Origin of the sequence: Streptomyces silvae (genome assembly GCF_016745505.1) — a bacterium.
GTDB classification, from domain to species: Bacteria; Actinomycetota; Actinomycetes; order Streptomycetales; family Streptomycetaceae; genus Streptomyces; species Streptomyces silvae.
On sequence record NZ_JAERUC010000129.1, the window covers coordinates 12,559 to 32,851 of the forward strand.

At 72.9% G+C, this 20,293-nt stretch carries 15 protein-coding genes; 12 read left to right on the forward strand and 3 right to left on the reverse strand.

The features are described from left to right. Positions 1-3: 3 nt before the first annotated feature. Positions 4-978 carry an LLM class flavin-dependent oxidoreductase gene (locus JKV81_RS19710; RefSeq protein ID WP_202076966.1) on the reverse strand — a complete coding sequence of 325 codons (975 nt, stop codon included), beginning with the start codon at positions 976-978 and terminating at the stop codon, positions 4-6. 85 nt (positions 979-1,063) lie between these two features. Between JKV81_RS19710 and JKV81_RS19715 the strand changes: the two genes are divergently transcribed. The 3 genes from JKV81_RS19715 to JKV81_RS19725 all read left to right on the forward strand — a co-directional run bounded on the left by JKV81_RS19715 (position 1,064) and on the right by JKV81_RS19725 (position 4,348). After that, positions 1,064-1,807 carry a helix-turn-helix domain-containing protein gene (locus JKV81_RS19715; protein WP_202076967.1) on the forward strand — a complete coding sequence of 248 codons (744 nt, stop codon included), beginning with the start codon at positions 1,064-1,066 and terminating at the stop codon, positions 1,805-1,807. A 159-nt stretch (positions 1,808-1,966) separates the two neighbouring features. Next, complete coding sequence (locus JKV81_RS19720; RefSeq protein ID WP_129265713.1) at positions 1,967-2,428, forward strand: hypothetical protein; 462 nt, start codon at positions 1,967-1,969, stop codon at positions 2,426-2,428. Positions 2,429-2,509: 81 nt separating this feature from the next. Next, positions 2,510-4,348, forward strand: a complete 1,839-nt coding sequence (locus JKV81_RS19725; RefSeq protein ID WP_202076968.1) for a chitinase — start codon at positions 2,510-2,512, stop codon at positions 4,346-4,348. Here JKV81_RS19725 and JKV81_RS19730 read toward each other — a convergent pair. Continuing rightward, positions 4,333-4,869 carry a phosphatase PAP2 family protein gene (locus JKV81_RS19730; RefSeq protein WP_307820585.1) on the reverse strand — a complete coding sequence of 179 codons (537 nt, stop codon included), beginning with the start codon at positions 4,867-4,869 and terminating at the stop codon, positions 4,333-4,335. The two genes, JKV81_RS19725 and JKV81_RS19730, sit on opposite strands and share 16 nt — an antisense overlap. Before the next feature lie 404 nt (positions 4,870-5,273). Further along, the gene (gene gabT / locus JKV81_RS19735; protein WP_129265719.1) at positions 5,274-6,614 is read right to left on the reverse strand and encodes a 4-aminobutyrate--2-oxoglutarate transaminase; all 1,341 of its coding nucleotides are present in this window, start codon (positions 6,612-6,614) and stop codon (positions 5,274-5,276) included. A 244-nt stretch (positions 6,615-6,858) separates the two neighbouring features. Here gabT and JKV81_RS19740 point away from each other — a divergent pair, with 244 nt between their 5' ends. From JKV81_RS19740 to JKV81_RS19780, 9 genes are all read left to right on the forward strand, one after another. Continuing rightward, positions 6,859-9,228 (forward strand): ATP/GTP-binding protein, encoded by a 2,370-nt coding sequence (locus tag JKV81_RS19740; RefSeq protein WP_202076969.1) that lies wholly within the window; start codon positions 6,859-6,861, stop codon positions 9,226-9,228. A gap of 147 nt (positions 9,229-9,375) precedes the next feature. Continuing rightward, entirely contained in the window at positions 9,376-10,953 is a 1,578-nt protein-coding gene (locus JKV81_RS19745) for a PucR family transcriptional regulator (RefSeq protein ID WP_129265723.1), read from the forward strand. Positions 10,954-11,107: 154 nt separating this feature from the next. Next, positions 11,108-12,553, forward strand: a complete 1,446-nt coding sequence (locus tag JKV81_RS19750; RefSeq protein WP_202076971.1) for an aldehyde dehydrogenase family protein — start codon at positions 11,108-11,110, stop codon at positions 12,551-12,553. Positions 12,554-12,737: 184 nt separating this feature from the next. Then, on the forward strand, positions 12,738-14,684 hold the full coding sequence (locus tag JKV81_RS19755; RefSeq protein ID WP_129265727.1) for an acyl-CoA dehydrogenase family protein: 1,947 nt from the start codon (positions 12,738-12,740) through the stop codon (positions 14,682-14,684). A gap of 80 nt (positions 14,685-14,764) precedes the next feature. Next, entirely contained in the window at positions 14,765-16,006 is a 1,242-nt protein-coding gene (gene aroA / locus JKV81_RS19760) for a 3-phosphoshikimate 1-carboxyvinyltransferase (protein ID WP_202076972.1), read from the forward strand. Positions 16,007-16,048: 42 nt separating this feature from the next. Continuing rightward, on the forward strand, positions 16,049-16,543 hold the full coding sequence (locus tag JKV81_RS19765) for a nucleotidyltransferase domain-containing protein (protein ID WP_202076973.1): 495 nt from the start codon (positions 16,049-16,051) through the stop codon (positions 16,541-16,543). A gap of 79 nt (positions 16,544-16,622) precedes the next feature. After that, positions 16,623-17,381: a hypothetical protein gene (locus JKV81_RS19770; RefSeq protein ID WP_202076974.1), complete on the forward strand. Its 759-nt coding sequence runs from the start codon at positions 16,623-16,625 to the stop codon at positions 17,379-17,381. 52 nt (positions 17,382-17,433) lie between these two features. Next, positions 17,434-18,696 (forward strand): 1-deoxy-D-xylulose-5-phosphate reductoisomerase, encoded by a 1,263-nt coding sequence (gene dxr, locus JKV81_RS19775; protein WP_202076975.1) that lies wholly within the window; start codon positions 17,434-17,436, stop codon positions 18,694-18,696. Continuing rightward, positions 18,693-20,003 carry a M50 family metallopeptidase gene (locus JKV81_RS19780; RefSeq protein WP_124274951.1) on the forward strand — a complete coding sequence of 437 codons (1,311 nt, stop codon included), beginning with the start codon at positions 18,693-18,695 and terminating at the stop codon, positions 20,001-20,003. The genes dxr and JKV81_RS19780 overlap by 4 nt, the downstream gene beginning before the upstream one ends. The last annotated feature ends 290 nt before the right edge of the window (positions 20,004-20,293 follow it).

A 20,293-nucleotide genomic window follows, 5' to 3' on the forward strand; every position in this document is an offset into this window, starting at 1 on the left:
GGCTCATGCCCCCTCGGCGGCGGTGGCCCGGTCCGCCGCCGCCCGCACGGCGGGGATCAGCTCCGCGACCCGGTCGAGCTGCTCACGCTGGGAGCGCGGGTCCAGGGCGCCCAGGCGCAGGACGAGGTGCCGGGCGCCGGCGGTGACGTACCGGACCAGGTGGCCGAGCACCTGGTCCGCCGAGCCCATGGCCACCGCCTGGACCTTCGCCAGCTCCTCCAGCGGCATCCCGTAGGTGGCCCGCGCGTAGGAGTCCAGCACGCCGCGGCCGCCGTCGGCCCCGTCGTCGATCCGTACGGAGATGTACACGGCCGGGGTGATGCCCTCTGCCGGACGTCCCGCGCCCACCGCCGCCGCGCGCACCTCACGGAGGCCGGACGCGTAGTCGGCGGGGGAGGGCGGGTAGGGCAGCCAGCCGTCGTACAGCCGGCCGGTGCGGGACAGTGCCGCAGGGGTCGCGCCGCCGAGCCAGACAGGCGGGCCGTCCGCCCGGAACGGCCTGGTCGTGGGCGGGAGGGCGTCGAACCGGAGGATCTCGCCGTGGAAGGAGCCGGCACCCGCCCACAGGGCCCGCCACAGCGCGACGGTCTCGTCCAGGCGGGCGAAGCGCCTCTCCCAGGGCACCTCGGACAGCGTGTAGAGGGGCCGTCCGAAGCGGCCGGGGAAGCCGGCTCCGACGGCCACCACGAGCCGGCCACCGGACAGCAGATCGATCGACGCCAGCGACTGTGCCGCCTGGACCGGCCGGCGCAGGAACGGCATCAGCGCGGCGGTGCCCAGCGTCACGGTCCCGGTCGCCGGGGCGAGCGCGGCCAGCATCGTGAGGGCCTCGATACGCGGGCTGAGCAGGGAGTCACTGACGAAGAGCGAGGTGAAGCCCGCGCGTTCGGCACGGCGGCCGAAGCCGATCAGCCGGCGGGGGTCCTCGTCGGGCCCCCACTGCGCGCTTCCGGTCGGAAGCAGTACACCGATGTCCATGCCGGCGATGATCACGGCCGGCACCTGCGGCGACAATTCCCCGCAGGGAATGGCCGGGGACCCGCCCTCCCGTTACAACAGGTGCGTGGATTTTCCCCGTGAGCTTCGCGAACGCCGTACCCGTCGTCATGTCAGCCAGCTCGACCTCGCGCTGCGGGCGGGCACCACCCAGCGCCATCTGAGCTTCATCGAGTCCGGCAGGTCCGTCCCCGGCCGGAACATGGTGGTGCGCCTGGCCGAGTCGCTGGAACTGCCGCTGCGGGAGCGCAACGAGCTGCTGCTGGCCGCCGGGTACGCCCCCGCCTACCCCGAGAGCTCGCTGGACGACCCGGCGCTGGCCCCCGTCCGTACGGCCATCGGCCACATCCTCCACGGGCACCAGCCGTATCCGGCACTGGTCGTGGACCGCGGCGGTGGCCTGATCGCCGCGAACCCCGCATTCGACCTGATCACCGAAGGCGCGGCCCCCGAGCTCGTGGGCCCGGGGACGAACGTCTACCGCCTCGCGCTGCATCCCGACGGCATCGCTCCCCGCATCCTCAACCTGGCGGAATGGGCGCGTCACATCGTGGCCCGCCTCGGACAGCTGCCGGAGCTGCGCGCCGAGCTCACCGGGTACCTCCCCGAACCCGGGCCGCCCGCCGGGCATCTCGGTTTCGCGGTCCCGCTCCGCCTGCGGTCCTCGCACGGTGAACTGCGTCTGATGACGACGGTGACGACCTTCGCCACCGCCGCCGACGTGACTCTCGCCGAGCTGAAGCTCGAGGCCTTCCTGCCGGCCGACGAGCCGACGGCCGGCGCACTCCGGGAGGCCGCCGGGCGACGGTGACCGGCGACTCCTGCCGGGATGCGCCCCGGCCGGGCAGGGTGACCCAGCTCACCACCGATCGGTGGCCGAACTCGCGTCATGATCCGGCCCCGACCCGCTCTCTCCCGTACACACACCGGCAGGACCCTGCCGGTGGCCACGGGGAGAGGGAGGCAGTCCATGACCCGCACGGGGGCGGAAGCCGCGGTCGCTTGGCTCGTATCGGTGGCGCCGGATCCGAGGGCCTGCCGGAGGGAATGGGAGCGCGACCCGCAGGGGATGGCGCTCCTTCCCGCCGGGAAACGCTGGGACGTGCTGATCGTCCCGGGGGAGCTGGCCTATCCCACGCTCGATGTGCTGACCCGGCTCCTCGACCGGCCGGGCCCCGTCCTCGCCGACTTCGGCGAGTCCCGGATGGGCTTCTTCGTGCCCCCGGGGACGGCGGCCCGCTGGGTCGGGACGGGGATCCGCGGGGTCGGCGCCGGGGCGTGGATCGTCGTCCCCCGGCCCGGCGGCACCGTGGGCGGTGTGCGATGGCTGATCCCGCCGGACGGCTCGGGCACGCTCACCGACGCGACCCTCCTGGAGCTGGCCCTGCACGAGGCCGCGGCGGCCAGGGGTTCCGGCGAGGTCGGGAGGTGAGGCGCCGCCAGAGGTCTTGACAACCTGATTGGTCTGGACCATGTTGTGCACCACTCAATTCCCCCCTGCACGGAGGCTGTTGTGGAACGCACCGGATCCAGACCACCCGTCCGCCGCTCCGTACCCATGGCGGTCTTCTCGGCCGCCCTGCTCGCCGCCGGTGCCCTGGCCGCCACGGCACCGGCCGCCGGGGCCGCCGACGCCGACCTGGCACGCAACGGGGGATTCGAGGCGGGCCTGGACGGCTGGACCTGTAGCGGCGGCAGCGGCACGGCCGTCAGCACGCCGGTGCACAGCGGGACCTCGGCGCTGAAGGCGACACCGGCGGGCAGCGACAACGCCCGCTGCTCCCAGACGGTCACGGTGAAGCCCGACTCCGCCTACACGCTGGGCGCCTGGGTGCGGGGCGACTACGTCTACCTCGGCGCGTCGGGCACCGGGACGACCGACGTCTCGACCTGGACCCAGTCCGCCGGGGCGTACAAGCAGCTCACCACCAGCTTCAGGACCGGTCCCTCGACCACGTCGGTCACGGTCTACTCGCACGGCTGGTACGGCACCCCGGCCTACTACGCCGACGACCTCACCCTGACCGGCCCCGGCGGCGACCCGGTCGCCGTCCCCGCCACCCCCACCGGGCTCCGGGCCGGCACGGCCACCGCGTCCTCCGTCCCGCTCTCGTGGACCGCGTCCGCCGGGGCCACCGGCTACCGGGTCTACCGCGGCGGTACGAAGGTCCTGGACACCACCGGCACCTCGGCCACCGTGACGGGGCTCTCGGCGTCGTCCGCGTACAGCTTCCAGGTCAGCGCCGTCAACGCCGCGGGCGAGTCGGCGAAGTCGGCGGCGGTGAGCGCCACCACGGCGGCCACCGGCGGCGGCGGCGGAGGCTCCGACGCCGGCCTCCCGGCCCACGCCCTGGTCGGCTATCTGCACTCCAGCTTCGCCAACGGCTCCGGCTACACGCGGATGGCCGACGTCCCCGACTCGTGGGACGTCATCAACCTCGCCTTCGGCGAGCCGACCTCCGTGACCTCCGGCGACATCCGCTTCTCGCTCTGCCCCGTCGCGGAGTGCCCGGGCGTGGAGACCGAGGCGGAGTTCAAGGCCGCCATCAAGGCCAAGCAGGCCGCGGGCAAGAAGGTCCTGATCTCCATCGGCGGCCAGAACGGACAGGTGCAGCTGGCCTCCACCGCCGCCCGTGACACCTTCGTCTCCTCCGTCAGCAAGATCATCGACACCTACGGGCTCGACGGCCTGGACATCGACTTCGAGGGCCACTCCCTCTCGCTCGCCACGGGGGACACCGACTTCCGCAGCCCCACGACCCCGGTGATCGTCAATCTGATCTCCGCCGTGAAGACCCTCAAGGCCAAGTACGGCGACGACTTCGTCCTCACCATGGCCCCCGAGACCTTCTTCGTCCAGCTCGGCTACCAGTACTACGGATCCGGCCCCTGGGGCGGCCAGGACCCGCGGGCCGGCGCCTATCTGCCCGTCATCCACGCGCTGCGCGACGACCTCACCCTGCTGCACGTCCAGGACTACAACTCGGGCTCGATCATGGGTCTGGACAACCAGTACCACTCCATGGGCGGCGCCGACTTCCACATCGCCATGACCGACATGCTGCTCACCGGCTTCCCGGTCGCGGGTGACCAGACCAAGGTCTTCCCCGCGCTCCGCCCCGAGCAGGTCGCCTTCGGTCTCCCCGCGTCCACCCAGGCGGGCAACGGCCACACCTCACCGGCCGAGGTCACCAAGGCGCTGAACTGCCTGACGAAGAAGACCGACTGCGGCAGCTACCGGACCCACGGCACCTGGTCCGGGCTGCGTGGGCTGATGACCTGGTCCATCAACTGGGACCGCTTCAACAACTGGGAGTTCTCGAAGAACTTCGACGCCTACTTCGGCGGCTGACCGCTCCTCGTGCCCGCCCGCAGGGCGAGCAGCAGCACCCCGCTGAGGCACCAGCCGGCCACCACGTCCAGTGGCCAGTGGTAGCCGCGCAGCACCAGACCGACGCTCGTCGCCGCCGTCAGCAGGACGGCGGCGACGAGCGTCATCCATGAGCGCCGCAGATACGGGGCGAGCAGCAGGGCCGCGGCGCCGTACGCCACCATCGCCGTGGTCGTGTGGCCCGAGGGGTAGTAGCCCGTCGCCTCGGTCAGCGGACCCTGACGGTCCGTCCACAGCTTCAGCGGGACGACGAGCGCCGGAACCGCGGCCATGGTCAGGACGGCGTACACCGCCGCGCGTCTGGCCCGGCGGAACCAGGCGAAGAGGACCGCGCACGCCAGCACGGGGACGGCGACCTGCATGTTGCCGAGATCGGCGAAGAGGTCGGCGAGCCCTCCCGGACCCCTGGTGGCCAGCTCCAGGCCGAGCCGCTCGTCCGGATCCAGCAGCGGGCCGTCGGCCAGCACCTGCCAGGTGATCACGAGGAAGAGCGCCAGCAGCGCACCGGGAACGAGAAGAACCGGCCACCGGGGAACAGGGGGGATTGTTCCGAGGTGGCCGGTCGGATCGGTTTGCCGCGCGCCCCGGGGGGTGTGGGGCGAGCGGCCATCCGATCGGTGAGGAGTCCCGGAGCCCGAAGCTCCAGCGGTGTGCGCGATGGCACGGCCGGTACGACGCTGGGGGAGCGCCGGCCCGGCATCACCCGCAGTCCCCTGCGGGCGGGGTGTTTCTCTCATCTGGGAAAACCGTACGTCAGAGGAAGGAGGCACCGGAAGCCACAACGGTATCCCGCCATCGCCCCCGCACACCTTCTTCACACGCCCTCACCCGGGAGCCGGTTCCCGCCCGCCGTGGACGGTCCCGGCGCCCGGATGATTCGTACGCCTCAGAGCTGCGCGAACGCCTGCTCGATGATGTCCAGGCCCTCGTTCAGCAGGTCCTCGCCGATGACGAGCGGCGGCAGGAAGCGCAGGACGTTGCCGTAGGTGCCACAGGTCAGCACCAGCAGACCCTCGGAGTGGCAGGCCTTGGCGAGCGCTCCGGCGGCGGCCGCGTCGGGCTCCTTCGTGCCCGGCTTCACCAGTTCGATCGCGATCATCGCGCCGCGCCCGCGGATGTCCCCGATGGCGTCACCGTTCGGAAGCTTCGACTGCATCTCGGCGAGGCGGCCCTTCATGACCTCCTCGATGCGCTTCGCCTTCCCGTTCAGGTCCAGCTCGCGCATCGTCTCGATGGCGCCGAGCGCACCCGCGCAGGCCACCGGGTTGCCGCCGTACGTCCCGCCGAGGCCGCCGGCGTGGGCGGCGTCCATGATCTCGGCGCGGCCGGTCACCGCGGAGAGCGGCAGGCCGCCCGCGATGCCCTTGGCCGTGGTGATCAGGTCGGGGACGATGCCCTCGTCCTCGCAGGCGAACCACTGGCCGGTGCGGCAGAAGCCGGACTGGATCTCGTCCGCGACGAAGACGATGCCGTTGTCCTTCGCGAACCGCGCGATCGCCGGCAGGAAGCCCTTGGCCGGCTCGATGAAACCGCCCTCGCCGAGGACCGGCTCGATGATGATCGCGGCGACGTTCTCCGCGCCGATCTGCTTGGTGATCTCGTCGATGGCCTGCGCGGACGCCTCGGCGCCGGCGTTCTCGGCACCGGTCGGCCAGCGGTAGCCGTACGCCACCGGCACGCGGTACACCTCGGGCGCGAACGGACCGAAGCCCTGCTTGTACGGCATGTTCTTCGCCGTCATGCCCATCGTGAGGTTGGTCCGGCCGTGGTAGCCGTGGTCGAAGACGACCACCGCGGTGCGCTTGGTGTAGGCACGGGCGATCTTGACGGCGTTCTCGACGGCCTCGGCGCCCGAGTTGAACAGCGCCGACTTCTTGGCGTGGTCGCCCGGCGTCAGCTCGGCGAGCTGCTCACAGACCTCGACGTACCCCTCGTACGGCGTGACCATGAAACAGGTGTGGGTGAAGTCGGCGAGCTGCGCCGAGGCGCGGCGGACGACCGCCTCTGCGGAGGCGCCCACCGAGGTCACGGCGATACCGGAACCGAAGTCGATCAGCCGGTTGCCGTCCACGTCCTCGATGATTCCGCCGCCCGCCCGGGCGGTGAAGACCGGCAGCGTGGAACCCACACCTGCGGCGACCGCCGCGACACGGCGGGCCTGCAGCTCCGCCGACTTCGGGCCGGGGATGGCGGTGACGAGGCGGCGCTCCTGCGGGATGTCGGACATGCGGGGCTCCTGGGGGTGTTTCGGACGCTTCTGTTTCTGCAGGCTAGGGGCGGGTGCGGGCAGCGGTCATGCTCCGATCGGGAGTGATGGGGGCGTGTCCTTGTCCGCGACGGACAGGTGGCCGCGCGGGGGCGCCGGACGGCTCCCCGCCGGGCCGTACGGCCGCATGGCTGAACTCCCCGTGCACGGGCACTAGATTGGCCGGTGCAGAAGGCGGACCTGGCTGGTCAGGGGGCAGCGGTTCATGGACACCGAAGGCACGTACGACGCACGGGGCACGGGCGCGGACCGGGTGCCCCGGCCCGCCGGCCCACCGGCCGCGGCGCCACCGCCCCCCGCATACGCCCCGCACCCCCGGCGCCCGCCGACGGGGGACGCCGGGGTCGAGGAGTGGCTGCGCACCCCGCGCCCCGTCCGGGAACCGGGCGTATGGCGCTACGGGCACGTCCCGCGCCCGCCGGAGAAGCCCGAAGGGGTGTCCGACCGCTCGCTCCTGGTCGGGGTGCTCATCTCCGTACTCAGCGGACTGCTCCTGTGGTCCCTCTGGCGCAACGGCTACATCCCCTACCGCCTCGTCCCGCTGAAGCTGTTCACCCCGGGCGACTGGTGGTACGCCGGTACGTTCGGCGGGCCCCGGACGATCGAGGGCGCCGACGCCCTGACGGTCTACGAGGCCGTCCTCTTCGGGCTCCTGGTCTACGGTTGCGGACGGCTGGGCAACTGGTCCGAGATCTTCCGGCGCCACGTCGCCGGCCGGGGGCAGCCCTTCCTGGGGCTGGCCACCGCCGCCGGAGCGGCCCTGGCCGAGCTCCTCGTGTGGAAGGACGCCGTGCCGCTCGTCCGGCCCGTCCTGATCCTCGTCGCCTCGGTCGCGGGCGGTGAGATCTACCAGAGCCAGACCGTCGTCAACGTGATCTACGCACTGATCGCGCTCGGTGTGCTCTGGCCGTTCGCCCGCCTCGGCCACTGGCGCGCCCTGCTCGCCGACCGGCTCGGGAAGAGCGCCGCCACCGCGCCCGACGCCCCCTCCGCGCCCCCGGACGCCCCCGGCCCCGAGCAGTGGCCCGAGCTCCGCGCCGCGGGGCTGACGGACGCCGCCGAGGCCCTCACCGCCGCGGTGCGCACCGGCCGCATGAACGACGTCGACGTCGCCCGCCTCCGCCACGCCTGGGCCGTCGGCCGGGGGAACCCGGAGCGCCTCGCCGCGCTCACCGAGGCCGTCCTGCGCACCGGGGGCGCCGCCGCGCTCCACCCCTCGGGCGCCCGCGACCTGCCGCACCGCACCGCCCGGCACGACCTGCTGACCGGCCAGGTCCGGCTCGGCAGCTGCGCCGACGACCCGCACAACCCGTACGCCCGACGCGGCTCGGGACTCGCCCTGGAACCCGCGCTGCTGGGCACCTCGCTGCTGGCCGTCGGCCCGCCCGGGGCCGGCAAGTCCGCCCGGCTGGTGCGGCCGGTCGTCGAGTCCCTCGCGCTCCAGGCGCTCGCCGGCCGGGCCGCGGTGCTCGCCGTCGGCGGCGCCGGAGGCGAACTCGGACCGGACGACGCGTTCGACGTGGTGGTGCGCATCGGCGACCCGGCCTCCGCCCACGACTTCGACCTGTACGGAGGGACCACCGACCCCGACGAGGCCGCGAGCGTGCTGGCCGAGGGGCTGGTCGGGGACGTCACCCACCTGGACAGCAGGCGCGCCGCCACCGTGCTCGCCCAGCTGCTCGGTCCCTACCGCACCGTCCACGGGCACTTCCCCGGCGTGCCCGTCCTCCGGGAACTCCTGGACGGCGACCTCACCGCGATCGACGCGCTCCGGGAGGCGCTCGGGGCGGGCGGACACCAGGCCATGCTGCGCGAGCTGGACGCGCGTACCCGGCAGAAGGGCGGAGCCGGCGACCCCGGGCCGGTGCTCGCCGACCGGATCGCGCTCCTCGACCGCCCCGCCTTCGCCCCGTTCTTCGCCACCGGCGCGGGGGCCCGGCCCTTCTCGCTGCGCTCCCTGGAGCACCTGCCGCTCCGGGTCAGGATCGACCTCCCGGAGCGGGCGCACGCCGAGGCGTCGCGGCTGCTCACCCGGCTCGTCCTCGCCCAGTTCACGGCGATCGCCGCCGCCCGCACCGACCGGTCGCTCTTCGTCTGCCTGGTCTTGGACGACGCCACGCGCACCGTCACCCCGGAGACCGTCCGCGGCGTGCGCCGGCTGCGGTCGGTCAACGCCGGGGCGGTCCTGACCCTGCGCACCGTCGACGACGTCCCCGAGGGGCTGCACACCGCGCTGCTCGGCGCGGTCGGCTGCTGCATGGCCTTCAGCGGGGTCACCACCTGGGACGGCAAGCGCTTCGCCGAGGCCTGGGGCAAGGAGTGGGTGGAGACCCGCGAGGTCGCCCAGCACGCCGTCTTCGCCGACCAGCCGTTCACCCGCGCCCTGCACGGGCTGCGCAAGCTCGTCACCGGCAAGGCGGTGACCAGGGACGCCGTGACCGTGCGGCGGGTCGAGCGGGAGCGCTGGTCCGCGTCCGAGCTGGCGTACCAGCTGCCCGCCGGACACGCGGTCCTGTCGCTGACGACGGTGGAGGGCGAGCACGCGCCCCCGCTCCTGGTCGAGCTGAGTGGCTGACCGCGAGGTTACGGGGACCCTGCCGCCCTGGCAGAATTGACCCCGACCGTCTGTACGGGGCGGCGCATTCGAGCCGTTCACGCGGGGCGGCCCCATCGGGCCGCCCCCACGGGCGGCACCATCGACTCCCAGAGGTCCGGCGGTCCCATGCCTCCCACTCTCGCCTCGCTCGTCCAGCACTCGGCGCTCAAGCTCACCGTCCGGGCCGGCGCGGACCGGCTCGGCACGCCCGTGCGCTGGGCGCACGCCAGCGAGCTGGCCGACCCCGTCCCGTACATGGACGGCGGCGAACTGCTCCTCGTCACCGCCACCAACCTCGACGCCCGGGACCCGGCGACGATGCGCCGGTACGTACAGCGGCTGGCCGGTGCCGGGGTCGCGGGGCTCGGATTCGCCGTCGGCGTCACGTACGACGAGATCCCGCCGGCGCTCGTGGACGCCGCCGAGGAGGCCGGGCTGCCGCTCCTGGAGGTGCCCAGACGCACCCCCTTCCTCGCCATCAGCAAGGCCGTCTCCGCGGCCATCGCCGCCGACCAGTACCGCTCGGTCACGGCCGGCTTCGACGCCCAGCGGGAGCTGACCCGCGCCGCCGTCGCCGGGGACGGCCCCGCCGAGCTGCTGACCCGCCTCGCCGCACACGTCGACGGATGGGCCGCGCTGTACGACACCTCGGGCGCCGTCGTCGCCGCCGCGCCCGACTGGGCCGCCCGCCGCGCCGCCAGGCTCACCCCCGAGGTCGAGCGGCTGCGGGACCGCTCCGCCCCGGCCAGCGTGGTCGTCGCGGACAGCGAGGGCGACGACCGGGTCGAGCTCCAGTCGCTGGGCACCGGCCGCCGCAGCCGCGGCGCGCTGGCCGTCGGCACGGGGGCGGCGCTCGGCACGGCCGAGCGCTACGCGGTGCACTCCGCGGTCGCCCTGCTGACCCTCACCACGGCGCGCTCCCGCGCGCTCCAGGGCGCGGAGCAGCGCCTCGGAGCCGCGATCCTGCGCATGCTGCTCGCGGGGGAGTCCGACCACGCCCGGGCCGTCGCCGGCGATCTGTACGGCGGGCTGCTCGACGCCCCCTTCCGGCTCCTGATCGCCGAGTCGGCGGTGCCCGCAGGGACGGACCTGCTCGCCGAGTCGATGGAGGCCGCGGCCTCCCGGTCCGGCGAGAGCCTGCTGATGGTGCCCGAGGGCGAACGCCTGGTGGTGCTGGCCGCGGACGGCGGCGAGGCGGCCCGGGCGGGCGCCGCCCACGCCCGCGCCGCGGACGACCGGCCGGTGCGCGAGACGGGTGAGGCCGACGCCGACGTGGTCGTCGGCATGTCCGCGCCGTCCGGCCCGATCGCCGTCTCCGCCGCGTACAAGCAGGCCGAACAGGCCCTGTCCGTCGCGCGCCGCCGGGGCAGGACCATGGTCGAGCACGAGGAGCTCGCGGCCGGCTCGGTCCTGCCGCTCCTCGCCGACGACGCCGTACGCGCCTTCGCCGACGGGATGCTGAGGCCGCTCCAGGAACACGACGCGAAGGGGCGCGGCGATCTCGTCGCCTCCCTGCGGGCCTGGCTCTCCCGGCACGGCCAGTGGGACGCCGCCGCCGCTGACCTGGGCGTCCACCGCCACACCCTGCGGTACCGGATGCGCCGCGTCGAGGAGATCCTGGGCCGCTCACTGGACGACCCGGACGTCCGGATGGAGCTCTGGCTGGCCCTCAAGGCGACGGCCGCGTCCTCGGGGACGCAGTAGCCCGTCCGGCTGCGACAATCCGGCGCACCGGGCCTCCGCTCCACTCCACGGTGGACAAGCCTCATCCGTCCCGGATCGCCCTACGGTGGGGCCGGAGGGCGCCCTCGCGCGCCCGGCGATCGTCGTACACCACCCCCGAAGGGCCGGAACCGCCATGACTTCCACCCACGCCTTCTGGCTGGCAGGCCGCCCGGCCACCGGCGAGGACAGCTTCGACGTCACCAACCCCTGGGACGGCCGCACCGTCGGCACGGTCGCCGTGCCGACCGACGCCCAGGTCGAGGAGGCCGTCGCCGCCGCGTACGCCGTGCGCGAGGAGTTCGCCGCGACCCCGGCGCACGTACGGGCCGCCGCCCTCGACCACGTCGTACGTCGCCTCACCGAGCGCACCGAGGAGATCGCCCAGCTGATCTCCGCCGAGAACGGCAAGCCCATCAAGTGGGCCCGCGGCGAGGTCGGCCGCGCCGTGTCCGTCTTCCGGTTCGCCGCCGAGGAGGCCCGCCGCTTCAACGGGGGCGAGGCCCAGCGGCTGGACACCGACGCCGGTGGCACCGGCCGCCTCGGACTGACCCGGCGCTTCCCGCGCGGCCCGGTCCTCGGCATCGCGCCCTTCAACTTCCCGCTCAACCTGAGCGCCCACAAGGTCGCCCCGGCCATCGCCGTCGGCGCCCCGATCATCCTGAAGCCGGCTCCGGCCACCCCGATCTCGTCCCTGATCCTGGGCGAGCTGCTGGCCGAGACGGACCTCCCGGCCGGCTCCTGGTCCGTGCTGACCGTGCCCAACGACAAGATGCCCTCCCTGGTCCAGGACGAGCGGCTGCCGGTGATCTCCTTCACCGGCTCCGGCCCCGTCGGCTACGCGATCATGGAGTCGGTGCCGCGCAAGCACTGCACCCTGGAGCTGGGCGGCAACGGCGCCGCGGTCGTGCTCGCCGACTGGTCCTCCGAGGAGGACCTGGATTGGGCCGCGACCCGCATCGCGACCTTCTCCAACTACCAGGGCGGCCAGTCCTGCATCTCGGTGCAGCGCGTCATCGCCGACGCCTCCGTCCACGACCGGCTCGTCCCGAAGATCGTCGCCGCCGTCGAGGCCCTGGTGACCGGCGACCCCTCCGACGCGGCCACCGACGTCGGCCCGCTCGTCAGCGAGGACGCCGCCCGCCGGGTCGAGTCCTGGGTCGACGAGGCCGTAGGTGCCGGTGCCACCCTGCTGACCGGCGGCAAGCGCGACGGCGCCACGTACGCCCCGACGGTCCTCGCCGACCTCCCCGGCACCACGACGATCGCCTGCGAGGAGGTCTTCGGCCCGGTGCTGTACGTCCAGAGGACCGAGGGCGAGGCGGAGGCCTTCGCCGCCGCCAACGACTCCAGGTACGGGCTGCAGGCGGGCGTCTTCACCCACGACCTCCAGACCGCCTTCCGCGCGCACCGCGCCCTGGAGGTGGGCGGCGTGGTCATCGGCGACGTGCCCTCCTACCGCGCCGACCAGATGCCGTACGGCGGCGCCAAGCAGTCCGGAGTGGGCCGCGAGGGCGTGCGCTACGCCATGGACGACTACACCTACGAGCGGGTGCTGGTCCTCACCGGCCTGGCCCTGTAGCCCGAACCCCTGCGACGGACCGGCCGGAGCCCGCTGTGCGGGGGCTCCGGCCGTTTCCGTACCCGCCGGGGGCCTCCCGCAGGGTGGTGGGGCGGACGCAGATCGGGTAGATACGGACGAGTGGTACCGATCGGCACGCGTACGGCCCGACCCCTACCCCGACTCGCGGCGAGGTGAGCTCCTCATGTCCGCCCCATCCGACATCCCCCAGGCCCCCAAGGTCACCGAGCGCGAAGCGCGGCAGGTGGCCGAGGCCGCCCGTGAACAGGACTGGCGCAAGCCGAGCTTCGCCAAGGAACTCTTCCTCGGACGCTTCCGGCTGGACCTGATCCACCCCCACCCCCTCCCGGCCCCCGACGACGTACGGCGCGGAGAGGCCTTCCTCGCCCGGCTGCGCGAGTTCTGCGAGACCCACGTCGACGGCGCCCTGATCGAACGCGAGGCCAGGATCCCCGACGAGCTCATCAACGGCCTCAAGGAGCTCGGCGCCCTCGGCATGAAGATCGAGACCAAGTACGGCGGTCTCGGACTGACCCAGGTCTACTACAACAAGGCGCTGGCGCTGGCCGGTTCGGCGAGCCCCTCCATCGGCGCGCTGCTCTCGGCCCACCAGTCGATCGGCGTACCGCAGCCGCTGAAGATGTTCGGCACGCAGGACCAGAAGGACGCCTTCCTGCCCCGTCTCGCGCGGACGGACATCTCGGCCTTCCTCCTCACCGAACCCGACGTCGGCTCCGACCCGGCACGCCTGGCGACCACAGCCGTGCCGGAGGGCGACGACTACGTCCTGGACGGTGTGAAGCTCTGGACGACCAACGGCGTCGTCGCGGACCTGCTCGTCGTCATGGCCCGGGTCCCCGCGTCCGAGGGCCACAAGGGCGGCATCACCGCCTTCGTCGTCGAGGCCGACTCCCCGGGCATCACCGTGGAGCACCGCAACTCCTTCATGGGGCTGCGCGGCATCGAGAACGGCGTCACCCGCTTCCACGAGGTCCGGGTGCCGGCGGCCAACCGGATCGGCCCCGAGGGCGCAGGGCTCAAGATCGCCCTCACCACGCTCAACACCGGCCGCCTCTCGCTGCCCGCCATGTGCGTCGGCGTCGGGAAGTGGTCCCTGAAGATCGCCCGTGAGTGGTCGGCGGTCCGTGAGCAGTGGGGCAGGCCCGTCGCCCGCCACGAGGCGGTGGGCTCGAAGATCTCCTTCATCGCCGCCACCACCTTCGCCCTCGAAGCGGTCGTGGACCTCTCCTCGCAGATGGCCGACGAGAGCCGCAACGACATCCGCATCGAGGCCGCGCTCGCCAAGCTGTACGGCTCCGAGATGGGCTGGCTGATCTCCGACGAGCTCGTCCAGATCCGCGGCGGACGCGGCTTCGAGACCGCCGCCTCGCTCGCCGCCCGCGGCGAACGTGCCGTCCCCGCCGAGCAGATGCTCCGCGACATGCGGATCAACCGGATCTTCGAGGGCTCCACGGAGATCATGCACCTGCTGATCGCCCGTGAGGCCGTCGACGCCCACCTCAAGGTGGCGGGCGACATCATCGACCCGGACAAGGCGCTCGGCGACAAGGCGAAGGCGGGCGCCAACGCCGCCGGGTTCTACGCCCGCTGGCTCCCCAAGCTGGTCAGCGGCCCCGGCCAGCTGCCCAACTCCTACGGGGAGTTCCGCGTCCCCGGGCACCCCGACCTCTCCGCGCACCTGCGGTACGTCGAGCGCTCGTCCCGCAAGCTGGCCCGCTCCACCTTCTACGCCATGTCCCGCTGGCAGGGCCGCATGGAGACCAAGCAGGGCTTCCTCGGCCGGATCGTCGACATCGGCGCCGAACTCTTCGCGATGAGCGCCGCGTGCGTCCGGGCCGAGCACCTGCGGGCCGACGACGACCACGGCCGCGAGGCGTACCAGCTCGCCGACGTGTTCTGCCGGCAGTCCCGCATCCGGGTGGAGGAGCTCTTCAACCGGCTGTGGTCCAACACCGACGACATCGACAGGCGTGTCGTCGACGGCGTCCTCTCCGGGACCTACACCTGGCTGGAGGAGGGGGTCATCGACCCCAGCGGCGACGGTCCCTGGATCGCCGACGCCACCCCCGGCCCGGCCACCGGGGAGAACGTCCACCGCCCCATCCGCTGAACCCGGCACCTCCCGCGGGGCGCGTCCACTGCCTGGACGCGCCCCGCGGGCACGCCCGCCACAAGGCAAAATGGACGCCCGTGACCGTCATCGACATCCCCGGCTCCAAGTCCGTCACCGCCCGCGCCCTGTTCCTGGCCGCCGCCGCGGACGGCACCACCACCCTCCTGCGGCCCCTGCACTCGGACGACACCGAGGGGTTCACCGAGGGTCTGGCCCGCCTCGGCTACGGGGTGAGCCGCGAGCCGGACCGATGGCACATCGAAGGCCGCCCCTCGGGCCCCGCCACGAAGGACGCCCACGTCCACTGCCGCGACGGGGCCACCACCGCGCGGTTCCTGCCCACGCTCGCCGCCGCCGCGGCCTCCGGGACGTACCGCTTCGACGCCTCCGCGCAGATGCGCCGCCGCCCCCTCGCCCCCCTCACCGAGGCGCTCCGCTCCCTCGGTGTCGACCTGCGCCACGAGGGAGCGGAGGGCCACCACCCGCTCACCGTCGAGGCGTCCGGCGTCAAGGGCGGCGAACTGACCCTCGACGCGGGGGAGTCCTCCCAGTACCTCACCGCCCTGCTGATGCTCGGGCCGCTCACCGCCGAGGGCCTGCGGATCGACGTCACGGAGCTCGTCTCGGCGCCGTACATCGAGATCACCCTCGCGATGATGCGCAGCTTCGGTGTCGAGGTCGCCCGCGAGGGGAACACCTTCACCGTCCCTCCCGGCGGCTACCGCGCCACCACGTACGCCGTCGAGCCCGACGCGTCCACCGCCTCGTACTTCTTCGCCGCCGCGGCCCTCACCGGCCGTGAGGTCACCGTCCCCGGGCTCGGCACCGGCGCGCTCCAGGGCGACCTGCGCTTCACCGACGTGCTGCGCCGGATGGGCGCCGAGGTCCGCACCACCGCGGACGCCACGACCGTACGGTCCTCGGGCCGGCTCTCCGGACTGACCGTCAACATGCGCGACATCTCCGACACGATGCCGACCCTCGCGGCCATCGCGCCGTACGCCACCTCGCCGGTGCGGATCGAGGACGTCGCCAACACCCGGGTGAAGGAGTGCGACCGGCTGGAGGCCTGCGCGGAGAACCTCCGGAGCATGGGGATCACCGTGCACACCGGGCCCGACTGGATCGAGATCCACCCCGGCACCCCGCACCCCACCGAGATCGTCACCCACGGCGACCACCGCATCGTGATGTCGTTCGCCGTCGCCGGGCTGCGCACGCCCGGCATGAGCTACGACGACCCCGGGTGCGTACGGAAGACGTTCCCCCGCTTCCACGAGGAGTTCGCGGACTTCGCGGCCAGGACCGCGCAGCCGTAAACCGTGGTGCGGTCCGGCGCGGGCCGCACTACGGTCGCCCGCATGATGTCCCGGAACGATGTCCTGTCCGTCCTCACCCTGCTGCGCGAGGCCGGTGCCGACGTGGTGATCGCCGGGGGCTGGGGCGTCGACGCCCTGCTCGGCGAGGAGACCCGTCCCCACCGCGACCTCGACCTCCTGCACCGGCGTGAGCAGGAGCCCGCCGTGGTGGCCGCCCTGGAGTCCGCCGGATACACCGAGACGCTGGACTGGCGCCCGGTCCGTTTCGTGTTCAGCCACCTGGCCGGGCCCGAGATCGACCTGCACCCGCTGGAGTTCGACGCCGACGGTTCCGCCGTGCAGTCCTCGCCCGACCCGTCGGAGCCCTTTCGCTACCCGGCCGCCTGCTTCGTCACGGGCACCATCGGGACGGCCACCGTGCGCTGCGTCTCCGCCGAGCAGCAGGCGCTGTTCCACCAGGGATACGAACCGGCCGAGCGCGATGTGGCGGACATGCGGCGGCTGCGGGAGAAGTTCGGCATCGATACGCACTTCTGACCCCCGGATGCCGCACAATCGAGCCTCGGCCGCGAGCGGGACACGGATCCCGGCGGGTCAACACGAGACAGGGGCAGGGATGTTCGGGGTGTACGGGGCGGGCGGCCGGCGGGGCGCCGTGGCGGCGGGATGCGCGGTGGCGGCCCTCATGGGCCTCACCGGATGCGGTGGCGGGGACGACGACGGCAAGAGCGGCGCCGGGAAGAGCCCCGCCCCCTCGCGCCCGGCAGCGACGGCCGGGGGGCTCACCGAGGCGGAGCTCACCGCGGCGGCCCTCACCGACGGGGAGCGGGCCGGTGACCTCACCGCGTCCGAGTACACCCTGGACGGGCCGCTCGGGGACGCCTACACCGCCGACCCCGCCGTATGCCAGCCGCTCGTCAGCCTCGCCGGTGACGTCAGCGGTCACGAGCCCGTCGCACAGGTGCAGCGCAAGGCCGACAAGCCCGAGGAGATGCTCGGGGTCACCGTGGACATCACCCTGCGCTCGTACGCCGGGGACGAGGCCGCGAAGGTCATGGCCTCGCTGGAGCGGGCCGGCCGCGAGTGCGCCGGCGGCCTCACGGAGGAACGGGCCGTCGCCCGCGCCCGGTACGAGAAGGTCGAACCCGCGGCGCTGCCCGCCTTCGCCGGCGAGGCCGACCAGGCGAAGGCCTACCGCTTCACCGTCCTCGACGTGAAGGGGAAGCTGAAACTGTACGAGTACCTCACCGTCCTGCGCTCCGGCTCCACCACCCTCGCCTTCCGCGCCGAGATCCTGGGCACCCAGGACATCGGCGGGGTCCCCGAGGACGTCATGGCCGCCCAGTGGAAGAAATTCCGTGCCGCGCGGGCCTGAGGCGCGCGCCGACAGGGGCGCGCTGTCACGACGCACAGCGGATGCGGCAACAATGGGGGCCATGAGCGACAGCCCCGCACCCCTCGCCGATCCGCATCTCGTCTTCGACGCGACGGACGGCCGCCGGGATCTGGTGATCCTCGGCTCCACCGGGTCCATCGGTACCCAGGCCATCGACCTGGTCCTGCGCAACCCCGGACGTTTCCGCGTCACCGCGCTCTCCGCCGCGGGCGGCAGGGTCGAGCTCCTCGCCGAGCAGGCGCGGCAGCTGCGCGTCCGCACGGTCGCGGTGGCCGACGGGGACAAGGTGCCGGCGCTCACCGAGGCGCTGCGGAAGGTCTACGGGGCGGGGGAGCCGCTCCCGGAGATCCTCGCCGGCCCGGACGCCGCCACGGACCTCGCCGCGAGCGACTGCCACACCGTGCTGAACGGGATCACCGGCTCGATCGGCCTCGCCCCCACGCTCGCCGCGCTGAAGGCGGGCCGCACGCTCGCCCTGGCGAACAAGGAGTCGCTGATCGTCGGCGGTCCGCTGGTGAAGGCCCTGGCGGCCCCCGGCCAGATCATCCCGGTCGACTCCGAGCACGCCGCGCTCTTCCAGGCCCTCGCCGCCGGCAAGCGCGCCGACGTCCGCAAGCTCGTCGTGACCGCGTCCGGCGGCCCGTTCCGCGGGCGTACGCGCGCCGAGCTCGCCGACGTCACGCGGGAGCAGGCCCTGGCGCACCCGACCTGGGCCATGGGCCCGGTCATCACGGTCAACTCGGCGACCCTGGTCAACAAGGGCCTGGAGGTCATCGAGGCGCATCTGCTCTACGACATCCCGTTCGACCGGATCGAGGTCGTGGTCCACCCCCAGTCGTACGTCCACTCCATGGTGGAGTTCACCGACGGCTCCACCCTCGCGCAGGCCACCCCGCCCGACATGGGCGGCCCCATCGCCATCGGTCTCGGCTGGCCCGAGCGGGTCCCGGACGCGGCCCCGGCCTTCGACTGGACGAAGGCCTCCAGCTGGGAGTTCTTCCCCCTCGACACCGAAGCGTTCCCGTCGGTCGGGCTCGCCCGGCACGTGGGCACCCTAGGGGGCACGGCGCCCGCGGTGTTCAACGCGGCCAACGAGGAGTGCGTGGACGCCTTCCTCGCGGGACGGCTGCCGTTCAACGGCATCATGGATACGGTCACAGCCGTGGTGGCCGAACACGGCACCCCCGCCACGGGAACTTCACTGACGGTCGCGGACGTCCTGGAAGCGGAGACCTGGGCCCGGTCCAGGGCCCGCGAACTCTCGGCGGCAGCGACAGCGGAGGCGCACGTATGAGCATGACGACGATCCTGATGACGATCCTCGGGATCGCCGTCTTCGCCGTGGGGCTGCTGTTCTCGATCGCCTGGCACGAGCTGGGCCACCTGTCGACGGCCAAGCTCTTCGGCATCAGGGTGCCGCAGTACATGGTCGGCTTCGGGCCGACCCTCTGGTCGCGCAAGAAGGGCGACACCGAGTACGGCATCAAGGCCATCCCCGCGGGCGGCTACATCCGCATGATCGGCATGTTCCCCCCGGGGCCCGACGGCCGGATCGAAGCGCGCTCCACCTCACCGTGGCGCGGCATGATCGAGGACGCCAGGTCGGCCGCCTTCGAGGAGCTGGAGCCGGGCGACGAGACGCGCCTCTTCTACACACGCAAGCCGTGGAAGCGCGTCATCGTGATGTTCGCCGGACCCTTCATGAACCTGGTCCTGGCCGTCGCGATCTTCATGGGCGTGGCCATGACCTTCGGCTTCCAGACCCAGACCACCGAGGTCGCGGGCGTCCAGCAGTGCGTGATCGCCCAGAGTGAGAACCGCGACACCTGCAAGACCTCCGACCCGGTCTCGCCGGCCAAGGCCGCGGGCCTGGAGGAGGGCGACAAGATCGTCGCCTTCAACGGCCGGAAGGTCGACGACTGGGCCACCCTCTCGGACAAGATCCGCCAGACCATCGGCCCGGCCACCATCACCGTGCAGCGCGACGGCCAGGAACAGACCCTGAACGCCGTGCTGAAGAAGAACGCCGTGGCCAAGAAGGACGCCCACGGCGAGGTCGTCCCCGACCAGTACGTCAGCGCCGGCTACCTCGGCTTCGCCGCGAAGACGGAGATCCTTCCGCTCTCCTTCGGCGACTCGGTCGTCCGCATGGGCGACATGATCGAGAACGGCGTCGACTCGATCATCGCGCTGCCCTCCAAGATCCCCGACCTGTGGAACGCGGCGTTCAGCGACGGCGAGCGGGCCGACGACTCACCGGTCGGCGTGGTCGGCGCGGCGCGGATCGGCGGCGAGGTGATGAACCTCGACGTCCCGGCCCAGAACCAGATCGCGATGATGCTGTTCCTGCTGGCCGGGTTCAACCTCTCGCTGTTCCTCTTCAACATGCTGCCCCTGCTCCCGCTCGACGGCGGGCACATCGCGGGCGCGCTCTGGGAGGCCCTGCGCCGCAATCTGGCCAAGGTCTTCAAGCGGCCCGACCCCGGCCCGTTCGACGTGGCGAAGCTCATGCCCGTCGCCTACGTGGTCGCGGGGATCTTCATCTGCTTCACGCTGCTGGTGCTGGTCGCCGACATCGTGAACCCGGTGAAGATCACCTGACGCCTCACACGTCTCACAGGTGGCGGCCGGTCACACAGGTGGTGTACGGCCGCCACCCATCGGGAGGTTCGTCGGCACGGGTGCGCCCTGTTCTCCTCCGGTGCCGTAACCTCGAAGCCTGGAGCCCGCCGTTCTCGGGACCTCGATCCACACTGATCCACACCTTGGGGATGCTCAGCGCATGACTGCGATTTCTCTCGGAATGCCGGCCGTTCCGACCAAGCTCGCCGACCGACGGGTCAGCCGCCAGATCCAGGTCGGGTCGGTGGCGGTCGGCGGGGACGCACCTG